This is a genomic window from Streptomyces sp. NPDC020422, assembly GCF_044386705.1.
GTDB lineage: Bacteria > Actinomycetota > Actinomycetes > Streptomycetales > Streptomycetaceae > Streptomyces.
Map to the genome: position 1 here is coordinate 22,707 of NZ_JBIRVJ010000005.1, position 23,962 is coordinate 46,668.

Genomic DNA, 23,962 nt, shown 5'->3' on the forward strand with positions numbered 1-23,962 from the left:
GAACAGGTGAAGTGGTCGGCGGGGGAGAGTGAACGGGAAGTGAACCGTGCCGGAAGGTGAGGTGCGGTCCGTTATCTCGTCGTTGCCGTGAGGAGGGCGTCGAGCAGCTCGCGGTCGCGCGGCTGGGTGAGGCGGGCGCGGGCCGCGGCGGGCGGCAGCCAGGCGAGGGCGTCGACCTCGCGGTTGGGGGTGAAGGTCCCGCCGAGGGCCCTGGCGGCCCAGTAGCTGACCTCCTTGGGCTGCCCGTTCACCGGGTAGTGGACGGTGGGGAGGGGGCGGCCCAGCTCACAGGTGTGGCCGGTCTCCTCGTGCACCTCCCGCAGGGCGCACTCGCGTGCCGTCTCGCCCCGCTTCAGCTTGCCCTTCGGGTGGGACCAGTCGCCGTATTTGGGGCGGTGGACCAGCGCGATCTCGACGCCCCGGCCGGAGGCGGCCGGGCGCCAGAGGACACAGCCCGCCGCCAGGATCACGACACGCCCGCCGTGGCGCGGGACCAGGCGTGCTGGAAGGCGAAGCGGGCCGCTTCGACGTCATGGCGCTGGTCGGCGTGGAGGACGCCGAGGGCGTACGCGGTGGCCGGGGCGATACGGGGGGTGCGCGCGGCCGCGGCGGCCGCGGCGGCGGCCTCGGCGGCGTCGCGGTGGCGGTCGAGGGCGCGCCCGGCCTCGTAGAGGACCGGGTCCGGCTCGGCGCCGGCGTGCAGGACCTCGCCGGCGTAGCGGTGCAGCCGGAGCAGGGCGCGGGTCTGGTGCCAGGGGGCGTCCTGGTTCTCGCCGGCGAGCGCGAGGGCCTCGGCGTTGTACGGGTGGGCCGCCCGGGTCAGCGGCAGGGTGGCGACCGCGTCGAGGAGGCGGGCCTCGACGACCGCGGCGGGGGCGTCCAGGACCTCGACGGCCGGGGCGGCGCCCGCCGGGCCCAACGGGACCTCGGAGGCGAGCAGGGCGACCGCGTCCGCGACGGCGTGGAAGCGGGAGGAGCCGAGCGCCTGGAGGGCGGCGGAGTGGGCGCGGGTGCGGGCGAGGGTGAGCTGGCGTTCGAGGAGGGCGCCGGCCCGGGCGGCGCCGACGGTGAGGCCGGCGCCCGGGCTCTCCGTACGGCGGGCGGCGGGGACGGCCGGTCCGGCGCCGCCGCTCGACAGCCGGGACAGCGCGTCCACCAGCCGGACCAGCCGGGAGGTGCAGGCGTGTTCCAGGGCGAGGGTGCCGGAGAGCCAGGCGAGCTCGGTGCGGAGCTGGTCGGCCCAGGCGGTGTCGAGGAGCGGCCGGAAGGTGTGGAGGGTCCCGCTGATGCGGCGGGCGGCGGAGCGCAGGGTGCGGGTGGCCTCCTCGGCGCCCGCCGTGTCCGCTCCGCTGTCGCCGTGCAGCCGCAGGCCGCGGAGGAAGTCCGCGGCCCGGGCGTGCAGATAGGGGGCGAGGACCTCGCCGGCCGAGACCTCGGAGGTGATGTCAGGGTTGTGCACGCCGGCGCCTCCGCGCGTCGATGAGCATCTCCTGGACGTGCCGCAGCGGCTGGCCCTCGGGGTCGGTCGCGTGGCGCGTCCAGTTCCCGTCCGGTCCGAGGTGCCAGGAGGAGGTGGTGTCGGACATTCCCGTCTCCATGAGCCGGGTGAGGGCGGCCCGGTGGGCGGGGTCGGCGACCCGGACCAGGGCCTCGATGCGGCGGTCCAGGTTGCGGTGCATCATGTCGGCGCTGCCCAGCCAGACCTCGGGTTCGCCGCCGTTGCCGAAGGCGAAGACCCGGGAGTGCTCCAGGAAGCGCCCGAGGATCGAGCGGACCCGGATGTTCTCGGAGAGGCCCTCGACACCGGGGCGCACGGCGCAGATGCCGCGGACCCAGATGTCGACCGGCACGCCGGCCTGGGAGGCCCGGTAGCAGGCGTCGATGACGGCCTCGTCGACCATCGAGTTGACCTTGATCTTGACGTAGGCGGGCCGCCCGGCGCGGTGGTGGGCGACCTCCTTGTTGATCCGGGAGACCAGGCCGTCGCGGAGCGACTTGGGGGCGGTCAGCAGCCGGCGGTAGGTCTCGCGGCGGGAGTAGCCGGAGAGCCGGTTGAACAGGTCGGAGAGGTCGGCGCCGACCTGCGGGTCGGCGGTGAGCAGGCCGAGGTCCTCGTAGAGCCGGGCGGTCTTGGGGTGGTAGTTGCCGGTGCCGACGTGCGAGTAGCGGCGCAGGACCTCGCCCTCCTGGCGTACCACCAGGGAGAGCTTGCAGTGGGTCTTGAGGCCCACCAGGCCGTAGACGACGTGGCAGCCGGCCTCCTCCAGCTTGCGGGCCCACTTGATGTTGGCCTGCTCGTCGAAGCGGGCCTTGATCTCGACCAGGACGAGGACCTGCTTGCCGGACTCGGCGGCGTCGATGAGGGCGTCGACTATCGGGGAGTCGCCGGAGGTGCGGTACAGCGTCTGCTTGATCGCGAGGACGTCCGGGTCGGCGGCCGCCTGCTCCAGGAAGGCCTGGACGGAGGTGGAGAAGGAGTCGTACGGGTGGTGCAGGAGCACGTCCCGCTCGCGTACGGCCGCGAAGATGTCGGGCGCGGAGGCGGACTCGACCTCGGCGAGGTCGCGGTGGGTGCCGGCGACGAACTTCGGGTACTTCAGCTCGGGCCGGTCGAGGGAGGCGATGCCGAAGAGGCCGGTGAGGTCGAGCGGGCCGGGCAGCGGGTAGACCTCGGCGTCGGAGATCTTCAGCTCGCGGACGAGGAGGTCGAGGACGTACGGGTCGATGGACTCCTCGACCTCCAGGCGCACCGGCGGGCCGAGGCGGCGCCGCATGAGCTCCTTCTCCAGCGCCTGGAGCAGGTTCTCGGCGTCGTCCTCCTCGACTTCGAGGTCCTCGTTGCGGGTGACCCGGAACATGTGGTGGGCGAGCACCTCCATGCCGGGGAAGAGCTCCTCCAGGTGCGCGGCGATGACGTCCTCCAGGGGGACGTACCGCTCGGGGGAGGCCTCGAGGAAGCGGGAGAGCAGCGGCGGGACCTTGACGCGGGCGAAGTGGCGGTGGCCGCTGACGGGGTTGCGGACGACGACGGCGAGGTTGAGGGAGAGCCCGGAGATGTACGGGAAGGGGTGCGCCGGGTCGACGGCCAGCGGGGTCAGGACGGGGAAGATCTGCTGGCGGAAGAGGGTGAAGAGGCGGGCCTGCTCCTTCTCCGTGAGGTCCGGCCAGCGGATGAGGTGGATGCCCTCGTCGGCGAGGGCGGGGGCCACGTCCTGCTGGTAGCAGGCGGCGTGCCGGGCCATCAGCTCGCGCGAGCGGGTCCAGATCAGGTCGAGGACCTCGCGGGGCTGGAGGCCGGAGGCGGAGCGGGTGGCGACCCCGGTGGCGATGCGGCGCTTGAGGCCGGCGACGCGGACCATGAAGAACTCGTCGAGGTTCGACGCGAAGATCGCGAGGAAGTTCGCTCGTTCGAGGAGTGGCGTGTGCGGGTCCTCGGCGAGTTCGAGCACCCGCTCGTTGAAGGCGAGCCAGCTGCGCTCCCGGTCGAGGAAGCGGCCCTGGGGGAGTTCCCCGGCGCTGTCGTCCTCCTCGTACGCGTCGAGATCGGCGTCCAGGTCGGGTTCGAGGTCGCTCACGGGCGCGCCGTTGACGGCGTGCGGCCGGTGGGCGGCTATGGACCCCAGGGACGGCTGGGCGGGCGTCTTCGTGGACGACTGGACCGGGACCTCGGCGGGCTGCTGGCTCATGGTCCCATTCTTCCGCGCGAAGGGCTGGTGGGGCGCGTCGGAGCGGGCCGTGGGGGCGGGGAGTCTCCCCTTGGGAAGTCTTCCCTGCGGGAGGGCCCGGGCGGACGCGGACACGGAGCGCTTCATTGCGTGAGCGTCGCAAGCGCGTCTGAATGTTCGGTAACGAGGACGTGACGTGCGGGAATCGGCGGCGGGGCCGCATCGGGCCCCGCCGGCCGGGGTTACGGGTGCCGGGCGCGCAGCACGCGGAAGGCGGCGAACAGGGCGAGGGCGGCGAGGGCGAGCAGGATGCCCGTCTCGGCGAGCTGGGTGGGCCAGAAGTGCGACCGGGGGTGGTAGTCGAGGTACTGGCCGGTGATGCCCAGGTCGGGCGGGCAGTCGGTGAGGTTCTGGGTGCGCGCGAAGCAGGTCCACTCGGGGAGGCGGTTGCCGTGGGCATCGAGCATTCCGGTGTCCATCATGAGCCAGTAGCCGGATGGGGAGAGCGGGGCGGCGTCCCTGCCGACGGGGCCCGTGACCGTCTCGACGCCGAGCAGGCTCCAGCGCAGGCTGCCGAGGACGAACATCACCAGGCCCATGACGAGGCCGGTGACGGACATCGCGAGGAGGGTGCGCCGGACGAGCTGGCCGATGAGGGCGCCGACGGCGACGGCGGCGAGGACGTAGCCGACGAGGACGATGCCGGTGCCCTCGTACGTGCCGCGGTCGCCCCAGCCGAAGAGGTACGTGCCGGAGACGCGGCTCCAGCCGAGCCGGTAGACGCCGAGGAGGGCGAGGGTGGCCGCCACGGCGACGCCGCCGGCGGTGAGGACCTTGGCGCGCAGCCAGGCCGCCGGGCGGACCGACTGGGTGAGGGAGAGCCGGTAGGTGCCGGTCTCGAACTCGCGGGCGATCAGCGGGCCGGCCACGAAGGCGCCGACGAGCAGCGGCAGGAGGAGGAGGGCCGTGCCCGTGTACTCCATGGCCAGGCGCAGGGCCTCGTAGCCGTGGCTCTCGTCGGCGGGGGCCCAGGAGCCGTCGGCCAGGTGGACGTCGGGGGTCCGGGCGTCCCGGATCCGCAGGCCGCCGATCACGGCGAGGGAGAGGGCGACCGCGCCGGCCACCACCCAGAGGGTGCGGCGGTACTGGCGGGCCGTCACCCAGTAAGGGCCCTTCAGGGCGGGCGTGCTCACGCGGCGGCTCCTTCGGCGGTGCGGAGGTGGGCGAGGAGGAGGTCTTCGAGGGAGGGCTCGGTGGCCTGCCAGGGGCCGTCGAGGGGACCCTCGCGGCGGACGAGCGCGGTGAGCTGACGACCCGTCGTGCGGGCGTCGACCACGGTGTGCGGGGCGAGGTCGGCGACGGGGCCGGTGAGCAGGGTGTGGGCGGCGAGCAGGTCGTCGACGGCGCCGTCGAGGCGGATCCGGCCGCCGGCGAGGAGCAGGAGGTGGTCGCAGGTGCCGTCCAGCTCGGTGAGGATGTGCGAGGACATGACGACGGTGGTGCCGCGTTCGGCGGCGTCGGCCATGAGCAGGCCCATCAGCTCGTTGCGGGCCAGCGGGTCCAGGTCGGCCATCGGCTCGTCGAGGAGGAGGAGCCCGGGGCGCTTGCCGAGGGCGAGCGCGAGTGCGACCCGGGTGCGCAGGCCGCCGGAGAGCTCGCGGACGGGGGTGCGGGGGTCGAGGCGGTCGCCGACGACCGCGCGGGCGGCGGCCTCGTCCCAGCGGCCCGGGTTGAGCTCGCGGCCCATGCGCAGGGTGTCGGCGACGGTGAGCCGGGGGTGCAGCGGCTTGTCCTGGGCGACGTAGGCGAGGTGCTCGCGCGGCGGCGCCTGGAGCCTCCCCTCGGTCGGCCGGAGCAGTCCGGCGGCGAGGGCGAGGAGGGTCGACTTTCCGGCGCCGTTCGGGCCGACGAGGGCGCAGACGCGGCCGGCGGGCAGGGCGAAGGAGCAGTCGCGCAGGGCCCAGGGCCGGGCGCGCCCTCCGTACCGGATGCCGAGGCCCTCGGCCCCGAGCGCCGTCGTGGTGGTCATGCGTCGTCCCCCTTGAAGAACGTGTCCAGTACGGAGGTGAAGAGGGCGGCCACGTCCTCCCGGCCGAGGCCCTCCTCGCGGGCCCGGCGGGTCCAGTCGGCGAGTTCGCCGCGCAGGGGCGAGTCGGCGGGGCCGGTGCCGAGGGTGGCGCGGACGAAGGTGCCGAGGCCCCGGCGGGCCTCGACGAGCCCCTCGCGTTCCAGCTCGCGGTAGGCCTTGAGGACCGTGTTGGGGTTGATGGCCGTGGCCTCGACGACCTCGCGCGCGGTGGGCAGGCGGTCGCCCGGCTGCAACAGGCCCATGCGGAGGGCCTGTTTGGTCTGCTGGACGATCTGGAGGTACGTGGCGACGCCGCTGCGCCGGTCGATGCGGTAGGCGAGCACGCGGCCTTCCACCACCCTTTCACTAATCAAGTAGTGAAAGGGTGGTGGAAAGAAGGGGGCGGTGTCAACCGCCCCCTTCCGCAAGGCCTGTGCGGCCTCCTGCTGCTACGACTCCGTGCGGTACATCAGGTCGACCTCGTGGGTGCGGAAGCCGAGGCGTTCGTAGACCGTCACCGCCGCCGTGTTGTCGGCGTCCACGTAGAGCATCGCCGTCGGCAGGGTCTGGGCCGCCAGGTGGCGCAGGCCGATCGCGGTCAGGGCCTTGCCGAGGCCGCCGCCCTGGGCGTCGGGCAGGACGCCGACGACGTACACCTCGCCCAGCTGCTCCTCGGCGTGCACCTTGGTCCAGTGGAAGCCGACCGGCTTTCCGTCCTTCTCCGCGAGGAAGAAGCCCTTCGGGTCGAACCACGGCTCCGCCATCCGGTCGTCCAGGTCCCGCTGGGTGAGCGAGCCCTGTTCGGGGTGGTGGGCGAAGGCGGCCGCGTTGACCGCGAGCCAGGCCGCGTCGTCCTGGCCGGGAACGAAGGTGCGCACGGTGACGCCCTCGGGCAGCACCGGCTCCGGGATGTCCAGCGGCACCAGCGGCCGGCGCAGCTGGCGCAGCTCGCGGAAGAGGGTCAGGCCGAGCACCTGGGCGAGGTGCCGGGCGGCCGACTTGCCGCCGTGCGCCCACACCCGCAGGCGCTTGCCGGAGGCGTCGAGCAGGGCGGTGCCGAGTGCCCGCCCGTGGCCGCGGCCGCGGTGCGAGGGGTGCACGACCAGCTCGGCGGCGGGCGCCTCGACCGGGTCGGTCTCCTCCAGCTGGGCGTAGCCGTAGAGGTGCGAGCCGACCGTCAGGAGGAAGTGGCGGACGCCCTCGCGGCGGCCGTGGCGCAGATAGAGCCGGCCCTGCTCGGACACGGCGTGCATCCCGTCGGCGCGGTCGGCTGCCTCCAGGAGGTCGAGGACCTCCGAGACCTGCTCGGGGTCCAGCTCGTCGTAACTGGTGATCTGCCGTCCCGGTTCAAGGGCCGGCGCCGCGTCAGAAGTCATGGTGACGAGCCTACGACCGGGGCGCTCCGGCTCGGGGCAGATCAAAGGCAACCAGCTCGTAACCAGCCACCCCCTGTTGCGCTACGCGCGTTGACCCTAGGCTGCCGCTCGCAGGACAGATCGGGACTCAAGGGGAGCGGATGGCAGCGAAGCGGTCGAGGAAGAACAGGGCGGGGCGGCGGATTCTCGTCGCCGGAGCGGGGCTGGCCACCATCGGTGCGCTCGTCGCCGCGATCCCCGCCGGTGCCTCGCAGGACGACGCGACCGCCGACGGCGCGTCGTACAGCACCAACGGCAAGGGCTGGGGGCGGATGGTCGACGTCCAGCTGCTCTCCTTCAACGACCTGCACGGCAACCTGGAGCCCCCGGCCGGCTCCTCCGGCCAGGTCACCCGGACCAAGCCGGACGGCACCACCGAGAAGATCGACGCCGGCGGTGTCGAGTACCTCGCCACGCACCTGCGCCAGGCCCGTGAGGGGAATCGTTACTCCATCACGGCCGCCGCCGGTGACCTGATCGGCGCCTCGCCGCTCCTGTCCGGCCTCTTCCATGACGAGCCCACGATCGGCGCGCTCAACAAGCTCGACCTGGACGTCACCTCGGTCGGCAACCACGAGTTCGACGAGGGCGCGGTCGAGCTGGCCCGCATGCAGAACGGCGGCTGTCACCCGACCGCCGGCTGTTTCACCGAGGACAAGAAGTTCGACGGTGCGAACTTCCCCTACCTCGCGGCCAACGTGACCGAGGAGAAGACCGGGAAGCCGCTGCTCGACCCGTACTTCATCTGGGAGAAGGACGGCGTCCGGATCGGCTTCATCGGCGTGACCCTGGAGGGCACCCCGAACGTCGTCACCGCCGAGGGCGTCAAGGGCCTGAAGTTCGGCGACGAGGTCGAGACGATCAACAAGTACACGAAGGTCCTGGAGCGCAAGGGCGTCAAGTCCATCGTCGCCCTGGTCCACGAGGGCGGCATGCCGGCCTCGGCCTCGTACAACTACAACTGCGACGGTGACGGGGACGGCGACGGCGAGGGCGTCTCCGGCGCGATCGTCGACATCGCGAAGAACGTCTCGCCGCAGGTCGACGCGCTGGTCACCGGCCACACCCACCAGGCGTACGTGTGCAGCATCCCCGACCCGTCGGGCAAGCCGCGCCTGGTCACCTCGGCGTCCTCGTTCGGCAAGCTCTACACGGACACCACGCTGACCTACGACCGCCGCACCAAGGACATCGTCCGCACCGCGGTCGCCTCGGCCAACCACGTCGTCTCCCGTGACGTCGAGAAGGCCGCGGACATCACGCAGCTGATCAACGACTGGAAGACGCTCGCCGCCCCCGTGGCCAACCGTCCGCAGGGCTACATCTCCGCCGACATCAACGGCCGCGGCTCCACGGCGTACGAGCGCCCGCTCGGCGACCTGATCGCCGACGCGCAGCTGGAGGGCCTGGCCCCCGCGGACAAGGGCGGGGCGCAGCTCGCCCTGATGAACCCGGGCGGCATCCGCTCCGACCTCGTCTACAAGGCGTCCGGCGCCGAGGGCGACGGCGTGGTGACCTATGGCGAGGCCTTCACGGTGCAGCCCTTCACCAACATGATGAACGTGGTCGACCTGTCCGGCGCGAACCTGATCGCCGCGCTGAAGCAGCAGGTCAGCGGCTCGAACCAGGAGGCGGTGAAGATCCTCCAGGTCTCGAAGGGCCTGACGTACACGCTCGACATGACGAAGACGGGCGCGGACCGCGTCGTCGACGGCACGATCAAGCTGAACGGTGAGGCGATCGACCCGGCGAAGACCTACCGCGTCGCGATGAACGAGTTCCTCGCGGGCGGCGGCGACGGCTTCGGCGCCCTGGCGAAGGGCACCAACAAGCTCGTCGGCGCGTCGGACCTGGACGTCTTCAACGCGTACCTGGCGGCCCACTCCTCGCCGTCCGCCCCGCTGGGCGTGCCGGCGGCGAACCGGATCACGGTCATCGCGAAGTAAGCCCACGCGGTACGGGAGGGGCGGGTCCGCAGCGGCGGACCCGCCCCTCCTTCCTTGTCTCCTGAACCCGGTCGAGTGCTTGTTACGCTCACTCGAATCGGAACTTCTGGGGAGGGGTTCAGGAGTGGACACAGGGTGGGGACAGCGGCGCGGGGGCGCCCTCGCGCTCGCCGCGGCGACGGCGGCGCTGGTCGCGCTGACGCCGGTGGGGGCGGGGGTCGCGCACGCCGCGGACGGGGAGGCACCGGCGGAGCTGGTGATCCCGGCGGAGGAGACGCCCGATCAGGACGCGGCGCAGGTGCAGCCGGGCACGACGGGCTTCCTCCAGGGGTTCGCGCCCGGCGCGTACCGCTGGTACTCCTACGCCGACGGCGGTTCCACGCCGTTCGCGGACGGCGGCGCGCAGCTCCACTTCAACGGCACGGACACCATCGCCCGCTTCTTCGCCGGGCAGGGCAAGGTCGTCCTGCAGGACGCCGGCGGCGGCCCCGAGGAGACGCTCCTGATCGGAGCGGGCCGGGATGTCATCGGCCTGGCCGGGCGCACGGTCATCGCCGAGTCGACGCCGGCCGACGGCGGCTTGCACACGTACTCCCTCGTCAACGGCGCCCTGGTCGACCGCCCGGTCACCGGACTGCCGGCCGGCGCCGGGGAGTTCGTGGTCCAGGGGAGGACCGCGTACGGCTTCCTGCTGGCGTACGAGGCCGGCGGGGTGAACGCCCGCGCCTGGGTCGACCTCTCCGGCGACGCCCCGGTGGCGAGGCCCCTCGGCGACACGGGGTCCTCCACCGTCTTCGGCGACGAGCTGATCGACGTCACCGGCACCGGGAAGCTGCGCGTCTGGGACCTCAAGGGCGACTTCTCCGCCCCGGCCCGCGAGACCGGCTGGACCGGCGGCGAGACCCCGGTGGCCGTCCAGGGCGACCGGATCCTGAGCACCCGTGGCGGGGCCGACGGGCGGCGGACGCTGCTCTCCCGGCCCTTCGGGGGCGGGACGCAGAAGGTGCTGCTCGACGACCTGCTCTCCGAGCCGAGGAGCGGCGGCGGTGGCGTGCTCGGCGTCGTCCGCGACCCCGGCTCCCTCGCGCGCCCGGTCTACCGGGTGGCGCTGGGGGCCGACGGCGAGTTCGCGGCCACCCGGGTGGCCGCCGTCCCGGCCCGGCGGACCGGGGTGGTCGGGATCTCCGCCGCGCAGGGCGTCCTGAACACCGTCGACGAGGTGCCCCAGGGGGGCGAGCGCCGGCTGCGCTCCATCGAGACGACGACCGCAGGACCGCTCGCCGCGGGGGAGCGGGTCGACCGGGGCACGGACCCCCGTGACGAGCGGTACTTCGGTCTGCCCACCGGCGACGGCCGCACCGTCTTCCGCAGCGGCTTCAGCATGTACGTCCTGGAGTCCGGGGCCAAGCTGCCCCCCGTCTACACGGGTGCCTGGGACCTGGGCGCCGAGGGCATCCGCGAGGCCTCGGGCCGCTACGTCACGTACACCGACGTGGCCGGCGCCCGGCGCGTCTTCGACCTGGACGGCAAGGCGGACGCCACCCCGCCCGGCCTCGTCAAGGGCGCCCCGACCGCCCTGAACGGCGGCACCCTGTGGGCCGCGAACGCCACGCCCGGCGCGGTCACGGCGTACGACATCCGCACCGGTGCGAAGACCCGGACGGCCACCCTCGCCGACTGCGTCCTGAAGGACGTCCAGGCGGTGGGCGCCGACGTCTACTGGAAGTGCGACACGAAGTCCGGGGTCCTGAACACCGTGACCCAGGTGAACACCGCCCTGCCCGCGCACGTCTCGGCCCGCCTCGGCGACGGCTACGTCACCCACCAGAAGGACGGGCTGCTCTCCCTCACCCCGCTGCGCGGCGGCGGCCCGACCCGGGAGATCGGGCGGCCCGCCGACGCGCTCCCGGAGGGCGGCTGGAGCGTCGACCGGTTCGGCGGGCACACCGTCTTCGCCGACGACCGGCAGCAGCTGCACGTGGTGCCGAGCGGCGTTCCGGCCGCGGAGCTTTCCGTGCTGGACTCCGAGCTCCCCGGCGACCTCCACGACGTCGAGGCCGGCAGCTGGGCCGCCGAGTGGTGGCTGTCCAAGCCCGCCGCCTCCTGGTCGCTGAGCATCAGGGACAAGGCGACCGGGACCGTCGTCCGCACCCTGCGCGGCGGCGGGACCCGGGGCCTCGTCAGGGCCGTCTGGGACGGGAAGGACGAGAACGGGGCCGAGGTCGCCGACACGCGCTACGCCTTCGAGCTGAGCGCCGTGCCGGCCGACGGGGCCGGGAGCACGCTGCGCCGGACCCACGAGTCCTTCCTGACGCACGGCGGCATCGGGACGTACCGGCCGGTGACGCCGACCCGCCTCCTGGACACCCGCATCGGACTCGGCGCGCCGAAGCGGCAGGTGCACACCGGCGACACGGTGACCCTGCAGGTCGCCGGGCGCGGCGGGGTGCCGGCGACCGGGGTGTCCGCGGTGGTGCTCAACGTGACGGCGACGAACGTCTCGGCGTCGACGTACGTGTCGGTCTACCCGTACGGGACGCAGCGCTCCAGCGCCTCGAACCTGAACGTGGCGGCCGGGCGGACCGCGTCCAACCTGGTGACCGTGCCGGTCAGGGACGGCAAGGTGACGCTGTACAACTTCACGGGCGGGCTCGACCTGATCGCGGACGTGGCCGGCTCCTACACGATGGAGGGCCGGGGCGACCGGTTCACGCCGGTGACCCCGGGGCGGGTCCTCGACACCCGCGGCGGGCTCGGCGCGCCCAGGGCGAAGGTGGGCGCGGCGGGCACGGTGAGCGTCCGGCTCGCGGGCCGTGGCGGGCTCCCGGCGAGCGGGGTGTCGGCGGTGGTGCTCAATGTGACGGCGACGAACGTCTCGGCGTCGACGTACGTGTCGGTCTACCCGTACGGGACGCAGCGGACCAGCGCCTCGAACCTGAACGTGACGGCCGGTCGGACCGTCGCCAACGCCGTGATCGTCCCCGTGAAGGACGGCAAGGTCACGCTCTACAACCACGCGGGCTCGGTCGACCTGCTGGCCGACGTGTCCGGCTACTTCACCGCCGGCGAGCAGGGCGCGCGGTTCCATCCGGCGGCCCCGGCCCGGATCGTCGACACCCGCAGGGCCGTGGGCGGCAGGACGCTCGGCCCGGCCGGGAGCCTGGCGGTGCCGGTCGCGGGGATCGGCGGGGTGCCGGCCACCGGTGCCTCGGCGGTGGTGCTCAACGTGACGGCGACGAACGCGACCAGGGCGACGTACGTGGCGGCCACGACGGTGCCGGGGACGCCGACGGTCTCGAACATCAACCTGCTGCCGGGGCAGACCGTCCCGAACCTGGTGGTCGTGCCGGTCGTGGACGGGACGTTCCACCTCTACAACCACGCCGGTTCGACGGATGTGATCGTGGACGTCTTCGGGTACTACACCCGCTGACTCGGCCGATCCTCCCGGCCCTTACGGACTATGGCAGGAGCACGTCAAGTCCTGCCATAGTCCGTCCCATGGACCGACCACTGGACCGATCATCGGAACGGCGTCCGGACAGCCCTCCGGACAGCCGTCTGGACCGGCGCCTGGACCGGCGCCGCTTCCTCGCCGGCGCCGCCGCTGCCTCCGGCGCCCTGCTCCTGGGCGCCCCCTCCGCCCGGGCGGCCAACGCCCTCGGGACGCGGGACTGGATGGCCGCCCACGGCGACCCCACCCCGCTCCGGACGCTCACGATCCCCGGCACCCACGACTCCGGAGCCCGCTACGGCGGACTCTGGACCGAGTGCCAGAACACCACCATCGCCCAGCAACTGGACAGCGGCATCCGGTTCCTGGACGTGCGGTGCCGGGTGACCGGCGGGTCGTTCGCGATCCACCACGGGGCCTTCTACCAGAACCTCATGTTCGGAGACGTCCTCGGCGCCTGCCGGGACTTCCTCGCCGCCCACCCCACCGAGACCGTCCTGATGCGGGTCAAGCAGGAGTACTCCACCGAGTCCGACGCCACCTTCCGCGCCGTCTTCGACGACTACCTCGACAACCGCGGCTGGCGGTCCCTCTTCCGCATCGGCGACGGCGTCCCCACCCTCGGGGAGTCCCGCGGCAGGGTCGTCCTGCTCGCCGACAACGCCGGACTGCCCGGTCTGCGGTGGGCCGACGGCAGGTACTTCGACGTACAGGACGCCTACCAGGCCGAGCCCTTCGCCAAGTGGCCCGAGATCCGCGACCAGTTCCGCCAGGCCGCCGGCGCACCCGGGCCCTTCTACGTCAACTTCGTCTCCACCGCCGCCGGCCTCCCGCCCCGCTGGAACGCCGACCGGCTCAACCCGCAGGTCCACTCGCTCGTCGACGGCGAGGGGGCGGGCTGGAAGGGCCTCGGGATCGTGCCCATGGACTTCCCCAACACCCGCTCAGGACTGGTCGAGTCCCTCATCCGGCACAACTGAGGGCCCGACGGCCGATGGCGGCGGCGTCGGCGCCCCCGGCAGCCGCACCGTCGCCACCGTGCCGCCGCCCTCCGCCGGGGTGAGCGCGACCGAGCCGCCCGCCTGGCCGATCGTGCGGGCCACGATCGACAGACCGAGTCCCGAACCCGGCATCCCGCGCGCCGACGGCGAGCGCCAGAAGCGGTCGAAGACATGCGGGAGCTCGTCCGGCGCGATGCCGGGACCGTGGTCCCGCACCGTCAGCTCGCCCCGCATCAGGGTCACCTCGACCGTCCCGCGCGGCGGCGAGAACTTCACCGCGTTGTCCAGGACGTTCACCAGGGCACGCTCCAGGGCGGCCTGCTCCGCCCGTACGTACCAGGGCGCCAGGTCCGTCACGAAGGTCAGCTCAGGACCGCGCAGCCGGGCCCGGTCGAGCGCCGCGCGCAGGATGCCGTGCAGCGGCACCACCTCCAGCGGCCCCGGCGCCGCCGCGTCCGGCCTGGACAGCTCCTGGAGGTCGCCGATCAGCGCCGACAGCTCCGTCATCTGCGCCTTCACCGAGGCCATCAGGGCCCGCCGGTCCTCCGGCGGCAGCGCCCGGCCCGTCTCCTCGCTGCGGGCCAGCAGCTCGACGTTGGTGCGCAGCGAGGTGAGCGGGGTGCGCAGCTCGTGGCCGGCGTCCGCGATCAGCTGCGCCTGGCGGTCCCGGGAGGTCGCCAGCGCGGCCGTCATCGCGTTGAAGGAGCGGGAGAGCCGGGCGATCTCGTCCTCGCCCTCGACCGGGATGCGGACCGTCAGGTCCTCCGTCGCCGCCACGTGTTCGACCGCCCCGGTCAGCCGGTGCACCGGCTCCAGGCCGGTCCGTGCCACCCACAGCCCGGCCGCCCCGGCCCCGACCACGCCGATGCCGGAGACCAGCAGCAGCACCCAGGCGAGGGTGGACATCGAGTTGTCGATCTCGTACGTGGGGCGGGCGACGGAGACCGCGACCGGCTGCGAGATCGGCTGCCGGATCAGGTTCATGGGGTACGTGTAGACCCGCATCTCCGTGCCGTCCTCGGCGTTCGTCGTGTGCAGCGCCGAGTCGAGCCGGCCCTGCGCCACCGCGGTGTCCGAGGCCTGTGCCGGGATCACCGAGCGGCCGGTCGAGCAGACCACCTCGCCGTCCGTCGACACGATCTGCAGCGTCTGCGCGCCGCGCGGCGCCGGCGGCGGCCGGTTCGCCGTGGTCGCCCCGCAGGAGCTCAGCAGCTTCTGGGCGTCCTGCGGGGTGAGCTGCGCCGAGCGCAGCGAGTCGTCCAGCTCCGCCTCCAGCTGGGCCCGGGTCACGAACCAGCAGGACACCGAGACCGCCGCCACCGCCACGGCCACCGCGAGCGCCGTGAGGAGCGCGAGGCGCGAGCGGAGCGGCCGCGAGCGGAACCAGGTCACCGGACTCGTCACTCGGCGCCTCCGCCGCGCAGCACATAGCCGACCCCGCGCACGGTGTGCACCAGGCGCGGCTCGCCGCCCGCCTCGGTCTTGCGGCGCAGGTACATCACGTACACGTCCAGCGAGTTCGAGCTCGGCTCGAAGTCGAAGCCCCACACGGCCTTCAGGATCTGCTCGCGGGTGAGCACCTGCCGCGGGTGGGCCAGGAACAACTCCAGGAGCGTGAACTCGGTACGGGTCAGCTCCACCGGCCGCCCGCCGCGGGTCACCTCGCGCGTGGTCAGGTCCATCCGCAGGTCCTCGAAGGAGAGCACGTCGCCCTCGGGCCGCGGTCCGGACTGCGGCGCCGCGTAGGCGCTGCGCCGCAGCAGGGCGCGGATCCGGGCGAACAGCTCGTCCAGCTCGAAGGGCTTCACCAGGTAGTCGTCCGCGCCCGCGTCGAGGCCGGTGACCCGGTCGCCGACGGTGTCGCGGGCGGTCAGCATCAGGATCGGCACGGTCGAGCCGGAGGCCCGGATGCGGCGGGCCGCGGTCAGGCCGTCCATGCGGGGCATCTGGACGTCGAGGACGACCAGATCGGGGCCGTACGACTCCATCTTGGCGAGCGCGTCGAGTCCGTCCACGGCGTCCTCGGTCCCGTAGCCCTCGAAGGCGAGGCTGCGCCGCAGCGCCTCCCGCACGGCGGGCTCGTCGTCCACGATGAGGATGCGCTCGGCGCGCTCGGCTTCGTTCTGCTGGCCAGTCATGGGCCCAGCGTCCCATGCGTTCAGGCGGCACCGCCCGAGCGCAGGCTGTCGAGGTCGGCCTTGAGGGTGTCGACCGGGATGGCGAATCCGAGGCCGACGCTGCCGGCCGTGGAACCGCCCGAGGAACTGGGCGAATACATGGCCGAATTGATTCCGATGATCTCGCCGTTCATATTGATCAGCGCGCCGCCGGAATTACCGGGATTGAGCGAGGCGTCGGTCTGGATCGCCTTGTACGTGGTCTTCGAGGAGCCGGTGTCGCCGTTGAACTGCTGACCGCCGAACTCGAAGGGCCACCCCTGGCTCGGGTCCCACTGCCCCGGGCCGCCCTGCCCCTGGCCGCCCTGCCCCTGCCCCTGCCCCTGGTCCTGGCCGCCCTCCTTGGCGACGGTCACATCGCGGTCGAGGGCGGAGACGATGCCGCTGGTGACGGTGCCGGTCAGGCCCTCCGGGGAGCCGATGGCCACGACCTCGTCGCCGACCCGCACCTTGGACGAGTCGCCGAGGGTGGCGGCCTTGAGGCCGGAGGCGCCCTCCAGCTTGATCAGTGCCAGGTCCTTGTCGGGGTCGGTGCCGACGACCTTGGCGTCGTAGCTCTTGCCGTCGGAGGTCTGCACCTTGATCGTCGAGGCGCCGGCGATGACGTGGTTGTTGGTGACGATCTCGCCGTCCCCGGTGATGATCACGCCGGAGCCGGTGGACTTGCCGGAGGTGGAACTGGCGGAGATCTCCACGATGGAGGGGGAGACGGCCTGGGCGACCCCGGCGACCGTGCCCTTGTTGCTCGCGGAGACGTTGGTGCCGCTCACCGGGCCGGCGGCGGCGGTGGCGGTGGCGTCGGAGCTCCACTGCTGGACGAGGGTCGCGGTGCCGCCGCCGACCGCCGCGGCGGCGATGGCCACGGCCGCCATGAGGCCGACCCCGCGCTTGGCCCGGCGGCGCGGCGCCGGGGCGGGCGCGGCGGCGAACGCCGGCTGCTGCGGGGGCGGCGGCGGGGCGTCGTACCCGCCGGTCCTGGCGTACCCGTCGGACGCGGAGTGGGCGTCGTACCCGGTGTGCCCGCCGGACGGCCAGACGGTGGTGCCCGGCTCGGTGCTGATGGGCTCCGTGGGGTCGTACGGCGGCCGCGGCGGGTAGTACGGCTGCTGCTGGGGCTGCTGGTTGTCCGTCATGGCTATGACTCTCGGGGCCGTTCATGAGAACGGCCTGAGGGCGCGGTGAGAAGCCCGACAGAAGCGTGTATGCCCGATATAAAGACCCGTCGGGCGCGGGGTCCCGCGGCTCAGCCGCAGCCGCAGGAGCGGCGCACGATCAGCGCCGAGGGGAACTGCTTGACCCGCTCGCGGCGCGAGCCCGCCACCCGGAGCGAGTCGTCGAGCACCAGGTCGACCGCGGCCCTGGCCATGGCCGGACGGTCCGAGTAGACCGTGGTCAGCGGCGGGTCCGAGAGCGCCGCCTCCTTGACGTCGTCGAAGCCGGCCACGGCCAGCTCCGTCGGCACGTCGATGCGCAGCTCGCGGGCGGCCCGCAGCACGCCGAAGGCCTGGTCGTCCGTCGAGCAGAAGATGGCCGGCGGCCGGTCGGGGCCGGCGAGCAGCTTCAAGGCCACCTGGTAGGCGTCGTAGCGGTTGTACGGGGCCTGGAAGAGCCGGCCCTCGACGGAGAGCCCGGCCTCCAGCATGGCCCGCCGCCAGCCCTCCTCGTGGTCGGCGACCGGGTCGCCGACGGCCGGGGTGTTCGGGATGCCGCCCATGCAGGCCACGTACGGGTGCCCGTGCTCCAGGAGGTGCCGGGTGGCGAGCTGGGCGCCGCCGATGTCGTCGGTGACGACGGCGACGTCGTCGATCGCCTCGGGCCGCTCGTGCAGCAGCACGACCCGCGCGTCCCAGGCCTCGATCTCGCTCGCGGCCTGCTCGCTCATGCCCTGGCTGACCAGGATCAGACCGGAGACCCGCATGCCGAGGAAGGCGCGCAGATAGTGGATCTCGCGCTCGGTGCGGTAGTCGGAGTTGCCGACGAGGACCATCTTCCCGCGCTCGGCTGCGGCCTGCTCGACCGCGTGCGCCATCTCCGCGAAGAAGGGCTGGCGCGCGTCGGGGACGACCATGCCTATGAGGTCCGTGCGCCGGGACGCCATCGCCTGGGCCACCCGGTCGGGGCGGTAGCCCAGCTCCTTGATGGCGGCGAGGACACGCTCGCGCGTGGCCGGGGCGACCGGCCGGGGTCCGTTGTTGATGACGTAACTCACGACCGCGGTCGAAGTACCCGCCAGTCGCGCTACGTCATCCCGCGTCACCTTGGCCACGCGCGGCAGTCTACGCGGGGTGACCTGCCTACCGGCAGGTCACCTTGTGGCATACGCCACGCTAACGGTCCTCCACCGGAGTGAGTTCCCGCGTGTCCTCCTTGACGCGGGCCTCCGCCCGGGCCTCCGTGCGCGCCTCCGCCCGGGCCTCCGTTCGCTCCGGCTTCTCGGGCGTCACGAAGCGGTAGCCGACGTTGCGGACGGTGCCGATGAGCGACTCGTGCTCGGGCCCGAGCTTCGCCCGCAGACGCCGTACGTGGACGTCGACCGTTCGGGTGCCGCCGAAGTAGTCGTAGCCCCAGACCTCCTGGAGGAGCTGGGCGCGGGTGAAGACCCGGCCCGGGTGCTGGGCGAGGTACTTGAGGAGCTCGAACTCCTTGAAGGTCAGGTCCAGGACCCGGCCCTTGAGCTTGGCGCTGTACGTGGCCTCGTCGACCGACAGGTCGCCGTTGCGGATCTCCATGGGGGAGTCGTCCGCGACGATCTGCTGGCGGCCCATCGCGAGCCGCAGCCGGGCCTCGACCTCGGCCGGTCCCGCGGTGTCGAGCAGCACGTCGTCGATGCCCCAGTCGGCGGTGACGGCCGCGAGACCGCCCTCCGTCACGACCAGGATCAGCGGACAGCCGGGCCCCGTGGAGCGCAGCAGCTGACACAGCGAGCGCACCTGCGGGAGGTCGCGCCGCCCGTCGACGAGGATCACGTCGGCGCCGGGGGTGTCCACGAGTGCCGGGCCCTCGGCGGGGGCCACGCGCACGTTGTGCAGCAGCAGACCGAGGGCGGGCAGCACCTCGGTCGACGGCTGGAGGGCGTTGGTGAGGAGCAGCAGAGAACTCATCGCGCTCCTCCTGCCCGGAGCGTCGCCTGTGTCGTCGGTCGGTCGTGCTTCGTTCGCTCGTCCATGACGTCGGTTCCTCCTCGGTCCCTGCGAGGACGTCTGCGGCACTGCTTTCTGTACTCACCTGCGGCTCTCGCGCCCTGAGAGCTTTCGGTAATCCATCCGTAACAACGGTCGGAAAACACAAAAGGACCCGGGGGCTGCGTTGCCCGGATCCTCTGGCAAGCAGAATAGCTCACATGAGTTCCGAGGCAGAGGGGCGATTTCACATGGTGGATGTTTCCTCGCTCTCCCCCTACGCCCCAGGGGGCGTGGCGGGACCCCCGTCCGTCCACGATGGCGACGCCCGCCGCGCGATGCTGCGTACCGATGACGGTGTCCGGATCGAGGCGGTTTACGAACCGTCCTCGGCAAGTGTCACCGATACGGCGGTCGTGGTGGCGCACGGGTTCACCGGCTCGGTCGACCGCCCCGCGCTCCGGCGCGCCGCCCGCGCCCTGCGGGAGCACGCGCACGTCGTCACCTTCTCCTTCCGCGGCCACGGCCGCTCCGGCGGCCTGTCGACCGTCGGCGACCGGGAGGTCCTCGACCTGGCCGCCGCCGTCCGCTGGGCCCGCGAACTCGGGCACCCGCGCGTGGCGACGGTCGGCTTCTCCATGGGCGGCTCCGTCGTGCTGCGCCACGCCGCCCTGGAGCGCGGCACGGACGCCCGCGCGGACGCCGTCGCCGCGGTCAGCGCCCCGGCCCGCTGGTACTACCGGGGGACGCCGTCGATGCGGCGCGTGCACTGGGTGGTGACCCGGCCGGTGGGCCGGCTCGTCGGGCGCTACGGGCTCGGCACCCGGATTCACCACAAGGACTGGGACCCCGTGCCGCTCTCGCCGGTCGAGGCCGTGCCGCTGATCGTGCCGACCCCGCTGCTGGTCGTGCACGGCGACCGCGACCCGTACTTCCCGCTCGACCACCCCCGCAGCCTGGTCGCCGCGGCCCCGGACGGCGCGGTCGAGCTGTGGCTGGAGCGCGGGATGGGGCACGCGGAGAACGCCGCGGGCGAGGAGCTGCTCGCCCGGCTCGGGGCGTGGCTCGCCCGGCCATAGCCCATCATGGGGGGCGGCGCGCACACGAACGAAGGGAGTGCCGCTATGGCAGCGGGAACCATCCGCTACTGGGCCGCGGCGAAGGCGGCCGCCGGTGTGGCCGAGGAGCCGTACGCCGCGCAGACCCTGGCCGAGGCGCTCGACGCGGCCCGCGAGAGGCACCCCGGCGAGCTGGTCCGGGTCCTCCGGCGCTGCTCGTTCCTGGTCGACGGCGACCCCGTCGGGACCCGCGCCCACGAGACGGTACGGCTGGCGGAGGGCGGCACGGTCGAGGTGCTCCCCCCGTTCGCAGGAGGGTGAACCGCACACCATGAGCAGTAGTGACCAGCACTATCCATACGAGCCGGGCAGCGGTCAGCCGTACGACCCGCACGTCACCCAGACGTGGGAGGGCCAGACCTGGGACACCCAGTTCCAGCCGACGGTCCAGCCGCAGCAGGCCCAGCAGGCCCAGCAGGCCCAGCAGCCCGTCGCGTACGACACCGACACGGCCTACCTGCCGCCGCAGACGGCCCCGGAGGCCCCGGGCCCGTACACCACGGGCGGGCACCCCCTGCCGCCCGAGACCCCGGCGACGTACCCGCCGGTGTACGGGGCGCCCATGTCGTCCTACGAGACGCCCGCGCCCGCGTACGAGACGCCCGCGCCCGCGTACGAGACGCCCGCGTACGAGGCCGTGTCCGCTCCGGCGGCTGCCGCCGTGGCCGCGACGCCCGAGGCTCCCGCCTACTCCAGCCCCACCACCGCCGGCAACGCCCGGATCACCGACGCCCAGCGGGCCCGCGCCGAGGGCCGGTCGCCGGTCATCGAGCCCGGGATGCAGCCCGCGGCCCTGACGGCCGTGCTGGGCGTCCTGCTCGCCGTGGGCGCCTCGGTCGGCTCGTACGCGCTGCTCGTCCCGCTGCTCCTGCTCCAGGCGGTCACCGCCGCGGGCTGGTTCCGGCTCAACGGCATGTGGCCGGCCCGGCAGGGCATCGCCCTCGCCTTCCTGGGCGGCGTCACCGCCGACGTCGCGCTGCTCGCCGCGGGCCGCGAGAACGCCCCGGCCGCGATCCTGGGCACGCTCGGCGTCTGGGTACTGCTCACGCTCGTGCTCCAGCTGCGCAGCCACGCCGATCCGGACGAGCGGATGTACGGCCTGATGGCGACGGTCGCCTCCGCGGCCCTCGCGATCCTGGCCGCCGGGCACCTCGGTGCCGAGCCGGACGCCGTGGTCGTCGGCGGGGTCGCGGTCGCCGCCGCCGCCCTGGCCCGCGCGGTGCCGCTGCCCGGCCCGGTCTCCCTGGTGGTGGCCCTGCTCGCGGCCGCGGGCGGCGGGATCGCCGCCGGCGGGTTCACCGGTCTGGGCGCCTCCGGCGCGCTGCTCGGCCTGGGGGCCGGGGTGTGCGCGCTGATCGGACTGCGGGTGGCCAGCTACGACTACCCCTCCCGCTTCGTGCACATGACGGCCGGCGTCGCGCTGCCCCTGACGGCCGCCGCGCCCGCGGTCTACCTGCTGGGACGCGCCCTGGCGTAACCGTCGCCACAGCCCGCGGGGGAACCGACCGGCCCTCCGACACGTCGATCTTCGTGTCGGGGGGCCGACCCGTCCCACCGGAAACGTCTCAGGGGGAAATGGACCGTGCGAGCACTGCGGATTGTGCTGATCCTGGCCGTCGTGCTCGGCGGGATCCTGGTCGGCGTGGACCGCCTGGCCGTCGCCTACGCGGAGTCGGAGGCGGCCGACCGGGTGCGGCTCGGGGCCGTACGGGCCGAGTCCACCGACGTCGACATCAAGGGCTTCCCCTTCCTCACCCAGGTCGCCGACAAGCGCCTCGACGAGGTCGAGGTGCGGCTGACCGGCGTCCGGGCGACCGCCGACGGGCGGCCGGTGCGCATCGGCGAGCTGACGGCCGACCTGCACGACGTCACCGTCGACGAGGACTACACGAGTGCCCGCGCGGCCACCGCCACCGGCGTCGCGCTGCTGTCCTACGCGGACCTCAGCGCCGCCGCGGGCCGGGACGTCAAGGTGGAGTACGGCCGGAACGGCAAGCTGAAGGTCACCGGCGGCGTGCACATCCTGGGCCGCACCCTCACCCGCAGCGTGCTGTCCACGGTGACCCTCGCGGACGGCGACACCCTGCGCGTCCGCGCCGACGAGGTGCCCGGCGAGGGCATCCCGGGCCTGGAGGACCTGGTCCGCTCCCGCACCGACTTCGACCGCAGGATCCAGGGGCTGCCGAAGGGGATGCGGCTGGCGAAGGTGGAGGCCCGGGAGGACGGCCTCGCGGTGACGGTGACCGGCAGGGACGTGGTCCTGGCGGGCTGAGCCCGACCGCCCCGGGGCCCGGCGAAGGGCGCCGCCCCGGGCCCGCATACCGACCCATACCGGCACATCACACCGTCGGTGATCACATGCTGAGACGCCGATGTCCGATCCGCAGAAGCGAAACCCGGACAGCTCGACGCGCACCCGCGCCGGCCTGCCCGCGCCCCTGGTCCATCCCGCATGCCGGACGATCGCGTCTCAAAATACGACACACCGGTGACACGGCCGCCTGTCCGTCCCTACGATCGAGGGCATGAAGCGACAGGCGGATCTCACGAAGCGGCGGGCAGTAGACCTGTGCCGCGTCGCCGCCATGCTCTGTCGCTCGGTCTGAGCGGGACGCACTGCTCCCGTATTCCCCGGGCCCTACGACGTGACGTCGGGGCCACCCCGCGCAGCAGCACCACCATCGCCCGCATGCGATGGCGCGTACCCGCACGAACTGCACGAACCGCCGCACACTGCCCCGGAGGAGAACAGCATGGCTCGCAGCGACGTCCTGGTCGACGCCGACTGGGTCGAGGCCAACCTCGACAACCCGCAGGTCGCCCTCGTCGAGGTCGACGAGGACACCTCGGCCTACGAGAAGAACCACATCCGCAACGCCATCCGGATCGACTGGACGAAGGACCTCCAGGACCCGGTCCGCCGTGACTTCATCGACCAGGAGGGCTTCGAGAAGCTCCTCTCGGCCAAGGGCATCGGCAACGACACGACGGTCGTCCTCTACGGCGGCAACAACAACTGGTTCGCGTCCTACGCCTACTGGTACTTCAAGCTCTACGGCCACCAGGACGTGAAGCTCCTCGACGGCGGCCGCAAGAAGTGGGAGCTCGACTCCCGCGACCTGGTCGACGGCTCCGAGGTCCCGAACCGCCCGGCCACCGAGTACAAGGCCAAGCCCCAGGACACCTCGATCCGCGCCTTCCGCGACGACGTCGTGGCCGCGATCGGCACCCAGAACCTCGTCGACGTCCGCTCGCCCGACGAGTTCTCCGGCAAGCTGCTCGCCCCGGCCCACCTCCCGCAGGAGCAGTCGCAGCGCCCGGGCCACGTCCCGTCCGCCCGCAACATCCCGTGGTCGAAGAACGCCAACGACGACGGCACCTTCAAGTCGGACGAGGAGCTCAAGGCCCTCTACGCCGAGGAGCAGGTCGACCTGGCGAAGGACTCCATCGCCTACTGCCGCATCGGCGAGCGCTCCGCGCTCACCTGGTTCGTCCTGCACGAGCTGCTCGGTGTGGAGAACGTCAAGAACTACGACGGCTCGTGGACCGAGTACGGCTCCCTCGTCGGCGTGCCGATCGAGCTCGGCGCCAACAAGTAATCCCTCCCCCTCCTCGACCGTAAGGATTCCTGACATGTGCGGAGCGCAGCCCGGCGGCCCCGACGCCTCGACGATCAAGCCCGGTGAGACCACGATCCAGGGCTTCGTGACCAAGGACGGCCAGCCCGTCACCGGTTACGTCCGTCTCCTGGACTCGACCGGCGAGTTCACGGCCGAGGTCCCGACCTCCGCCACCGGCCAGTTCCGCTTCTACGCGGCCGAGGGCACCTGGACCGTCCGCGCCCTGGTCCCGGGCGGCACCGCCGACCGCCAGGTGGTGGCCCAGAAGGGCGGCCTGGCCGAGGTCGCCATCGCGGTCTGAGTCTCCGACGCGCCCCTCGCACCGCTCGGCGCGGGGGGCGCCTGTCGGGCTACGCGAACGCGGCGCCGGCCCCCGGAG

At 73.1% G+C, this 23,962-nt stretch carries 22 protein-coding genes; 10 read left to right on the forward strand and 12 right to left on the reverse strand.

Translation table 11 applies throughout. From position 1 onward, the window contains the following. Positions 1–71: 71 nt before the first annotated feature. From ACH414_RS14175 to mshD, 7 genes are all read right to left on the reverse strand, one after another. Positions 72–470 carry an NUDIX hydrolase gene (locus tag ACH414_RS14175; protein ID WP_382533267.1) on the reverse strand — a complete coding sequence of 133 codons (399 nt, stop codon included), beginning with the start codon at positions 468–470 and terminating at the stop codon, positions 72–74. Then, on the reverse strand, positions 467–1,459 hold the full coding sequence (locus ACH414_RS14180) for a CHAD domain-containing protein (protein WP_398941962.1): 993 nt from the start codon (positions 1,457–1,459) through the stop codon (positions 467–469). The genes ACH414_RS14175 and ACH414_RS14180 overlap by 4 nt, the downstream gene beginning before the upstream one ends. Beyond that, the gene (locus ACH414_RS14185) at positions 1,446–3,686 is read right to left on the reverse strand and encodes an RNA degradosome polyphosphate kinase (protein WP_398941963.1); all 2,241 of its coding nucleotides are present in this window, start codon (positions 3,684–3,686) and stop codon (positions 1,446–1,448) included. Before ACH414_RS14185 ends, ACH414_RS14180 begins: the two co-directional genes overlap by 14 nt. Positions 3,687–3,907: 221 nt before the next feature. Then, entirely contained in the window at positions 3,908–4,858 is a 951-nt protein-coding gene (locus ACH414_RS14190; protein WP_398941964.1) for an ABC transporter permease, read from the reverse strand. After that, positions 4,855–5,694: an ATP-binding cassette domain-containing protein gene (locus ACH414_RS14195; RefSeq protein ID WP_382533259.1), complete on the reverse strand. Its 840-nt coding sequence runs from the start codon at positions 5,692–5,694 to the stop codon at positions 4,855–4,857. The genes ACH414_RS14190 and ACH414_RS14195 overlap by 4 nt, the downstream gene beginning before the upstream one ends. Continuing rightward, on the reverse strand, positions 5,691–6,077 hold the full coding sequence (locus tag ACH414_RS14200; protein WP_382533257.1) for a GntR family transcriptional regulator: 387 nt from the start codon (positions 6,075–6,077) through the stop codon (positions 5,691–5,693). The genes ACH414_RS14195 and ACH414_RS14200 overlap by 4 nt, the downstream gene beginning before the upstream one ends. Before the next feature lie 105 nt (positions 6,078–6,182). Next, entirely contained in the window at positions 6,183–7,109 is a 927-nt protein-coding gene (gene mshD / locus ACH414_RS14205) for a mycothiol synthase (RefSeq protein ID WP_382533255.1), read from the reverse strand. Positions 7,110–7,249: 140 nt separating this feature from the next. Here mshD and ACH414_RS14210 point away from each other — a divergent pair, with 140 nt between their 5' ends. From ACH414_RS14210 to ACH414_RS14220, 3 genes are all read left to right on the forward strand, one after another. Further along, positions 7,250–9,094, forward strand: a complete 1,845-nt coding sequence (locus ACH414_RS14210) for a bifunctional metallophosphatase/5'-nucleotidase (protein ID WP_386565643.1) — start codon at positions 7,250–7,252, stop codon at positions 9,092–9,094. A 124-nt stretch (positions 9,095–9,218) separates the two neighbouring features. After that, a complete protein-coding gene (locus ACH414_RS14215; protein ID WP_398941967.1) occupies positions 9,219–12,527 on the forward strand; it encodes a FlgD immunoglobulin-like domain containing protein in 3,309 nt (1,102 codons plus the stop codon). Positions 12,528–12,595: 68 nt separating this feature from the next. Then, positions 12,596–13,528, forward strand: a complete 933-nt coding sequence (locus ACH414_RS14220) for a phosphatidylinositol-specific phospholipase C (protein ID WP_382533249.1) — start codon at positions 12,596–12,598, stop codon at positions 13,526–13,528. Here the strand turns inward: ACH414_RS14220 and ACH414_RS14225 are convergent. From ACH414_RS14225 to ACH414_RS14245, 5 genes are all read right to left on the reverse strand, one after another. After that, positions 13,493–14,953: a sensor histidine kinase gene (locus ACH414_RS14225; protein ID WP_382533247.1), complete on the reverse strand. Its 1,461-nt coding sequence runs from the start codon at positions 14,951–14,953 to the stop codon at positions 13,493–13,495. The genes ACH414_RS14220 and ACH414_RS14225 overlap by 36 nt on opposite strands. Next, complete coding sequence (locus ACH414_RS14230; protein ID WP_382533245.1) at positions 14,950–15,687, reverse strand: response regulator transcription factor; 738 nt, start codon at positions 15,685–15,687, stop codon at positions 14,950–14,952. The genes ACH414_RS14225 and ACH414_RS14230 overlap by 4 nt, the downstream gene beginning before the upstream one ends. A gap of 20 nt (positions 15,688–15,707) precedes the next feature. After that, on the reverse strand, positions 15,708–16,859 hold the full coding sequence (locus ACH414_RS14235) for a S1C family serine protease (RefSeq protein ID WP_398941970.1): 1,152 nt from the start codon (positions 16,857–16,859) through the stop codon (positions 15,708–15,710). A gap of 110 nt (positions 16,860–16,969) precedes the next feature. Continuing rightward, entirely contained in the window at positions 16,970–17,992 is a 1,023-nt protein-coding gene (locus tag ACH414_RS14240; protein ID WP_382533241.1) for a LacI family DNA-binding transcriptional regulator, read from the reverse strand. 61 nt (positions 17,993–18,053) lie between these two features. Next, positions 18,054–18,827: a response regulator transcription factor gene (locus tag ACH414_RS14245; RefSeq protein WP_382533239.1), complete on the reverse strand. Its 774-nt coding sequence runs from the start codon at positions 18,825–18,827 to the stop codon at positions 18,054–18,056. Between the two features lie 239 nt (positions 18,828–19,066). Here ACH414_RS14245 and ACH414_RS14250 point away from each other — a divergent pair, with 239 nt between their 5' ends. The 7 genes from ACH414_RS14250 (at position 19,067) to ACH414_RS14280 (ending at position 23,884) form a co-directional block, all read left to right on the forward strand. Then, positions 19,067–19,924: an alpha/beta hydrolase gene (locus ACH414_RS14250; RefSeq protein ID WP_382533237.1), complete on the forward strand. Its 858-nt coding sequence runs from the start codon at positions 19,067–19,069 to the stop codon at positions 19,922–19,924. A 45-nt stretch (positions 19,925–19,969) separates the two neighbouring features. Further along, on the forward strand, positions 19,970–20,224 hold the full coding sequence (locus ACH414_RS14255; RefSeq protein WP_382533235.1) for a MoaD/ThiS family protein: 255 nt from the start codon (positions 19,970–19,972) through the stop codon (positions 20,222–20,224). A 10-nt stretch (positions 20,225–20,234) separates the two neighbouring features. Beyond that, a complete protein-coding gene (locus ACH414_RS14260; RefSeq protein ID WP_398941973.1) occupies positions 20,235–21,440 on the forward strand; it encodes a hypothetical protein in 1,206 nt (401 codons plus the stop codon). Between the two features lie 105 nt (positions 21,441–21,545). Next, entirely contained in the window at positions 21,546–22,235 is a 690-nt protein-coding gene (locus tag ACH414_RS14265; RefSeq protein ID WP_382533233.1) for a DUF2993 domain-containing protein, read from the forward strand. Between the two features lie 253 nt (positions 22,236–22,488). After that, the gene (locus ACH414_RS14270; protein ID WP_350497993.1) at positions 22,489–22,569 is read left to right on the forward strand and encodes a putative leader peptide; all 81 of its coding nucleotides are present in this window, start codon (positions 22,489–22,491) and stop codon (positions 22,567–22,569) included. A gap of 147 nt (positions 22,570–22,716) precedes the next feature. Beyond that, positions 22,717–23,562: a sulfurtransferase gene (locus tag ACH414_RS14275; RefSeq protein WP_382533231.1), complete on the forward strand. Its 846-nt coding sequence runs from the start codon at positions 22,717–22,719 to the stop codon at positions 23,560–23,562. A gap of 34 nt (positions 23,563–23,596) precedes the next feature. Then, on the forward strand, positions 23,597–23,884 hold the full coding sequence (locus ACH414_RS14280) for a DUF1416 domain-containing protein (RefSeq protein WP_046908577.1): 288 nt from the start codon (positions 23,597–23,599) through the stop codon (positions 23,882–23,884). The last annotated feature ends 78 nt before the right edge of the window (positions 23,885–23,962 follow it).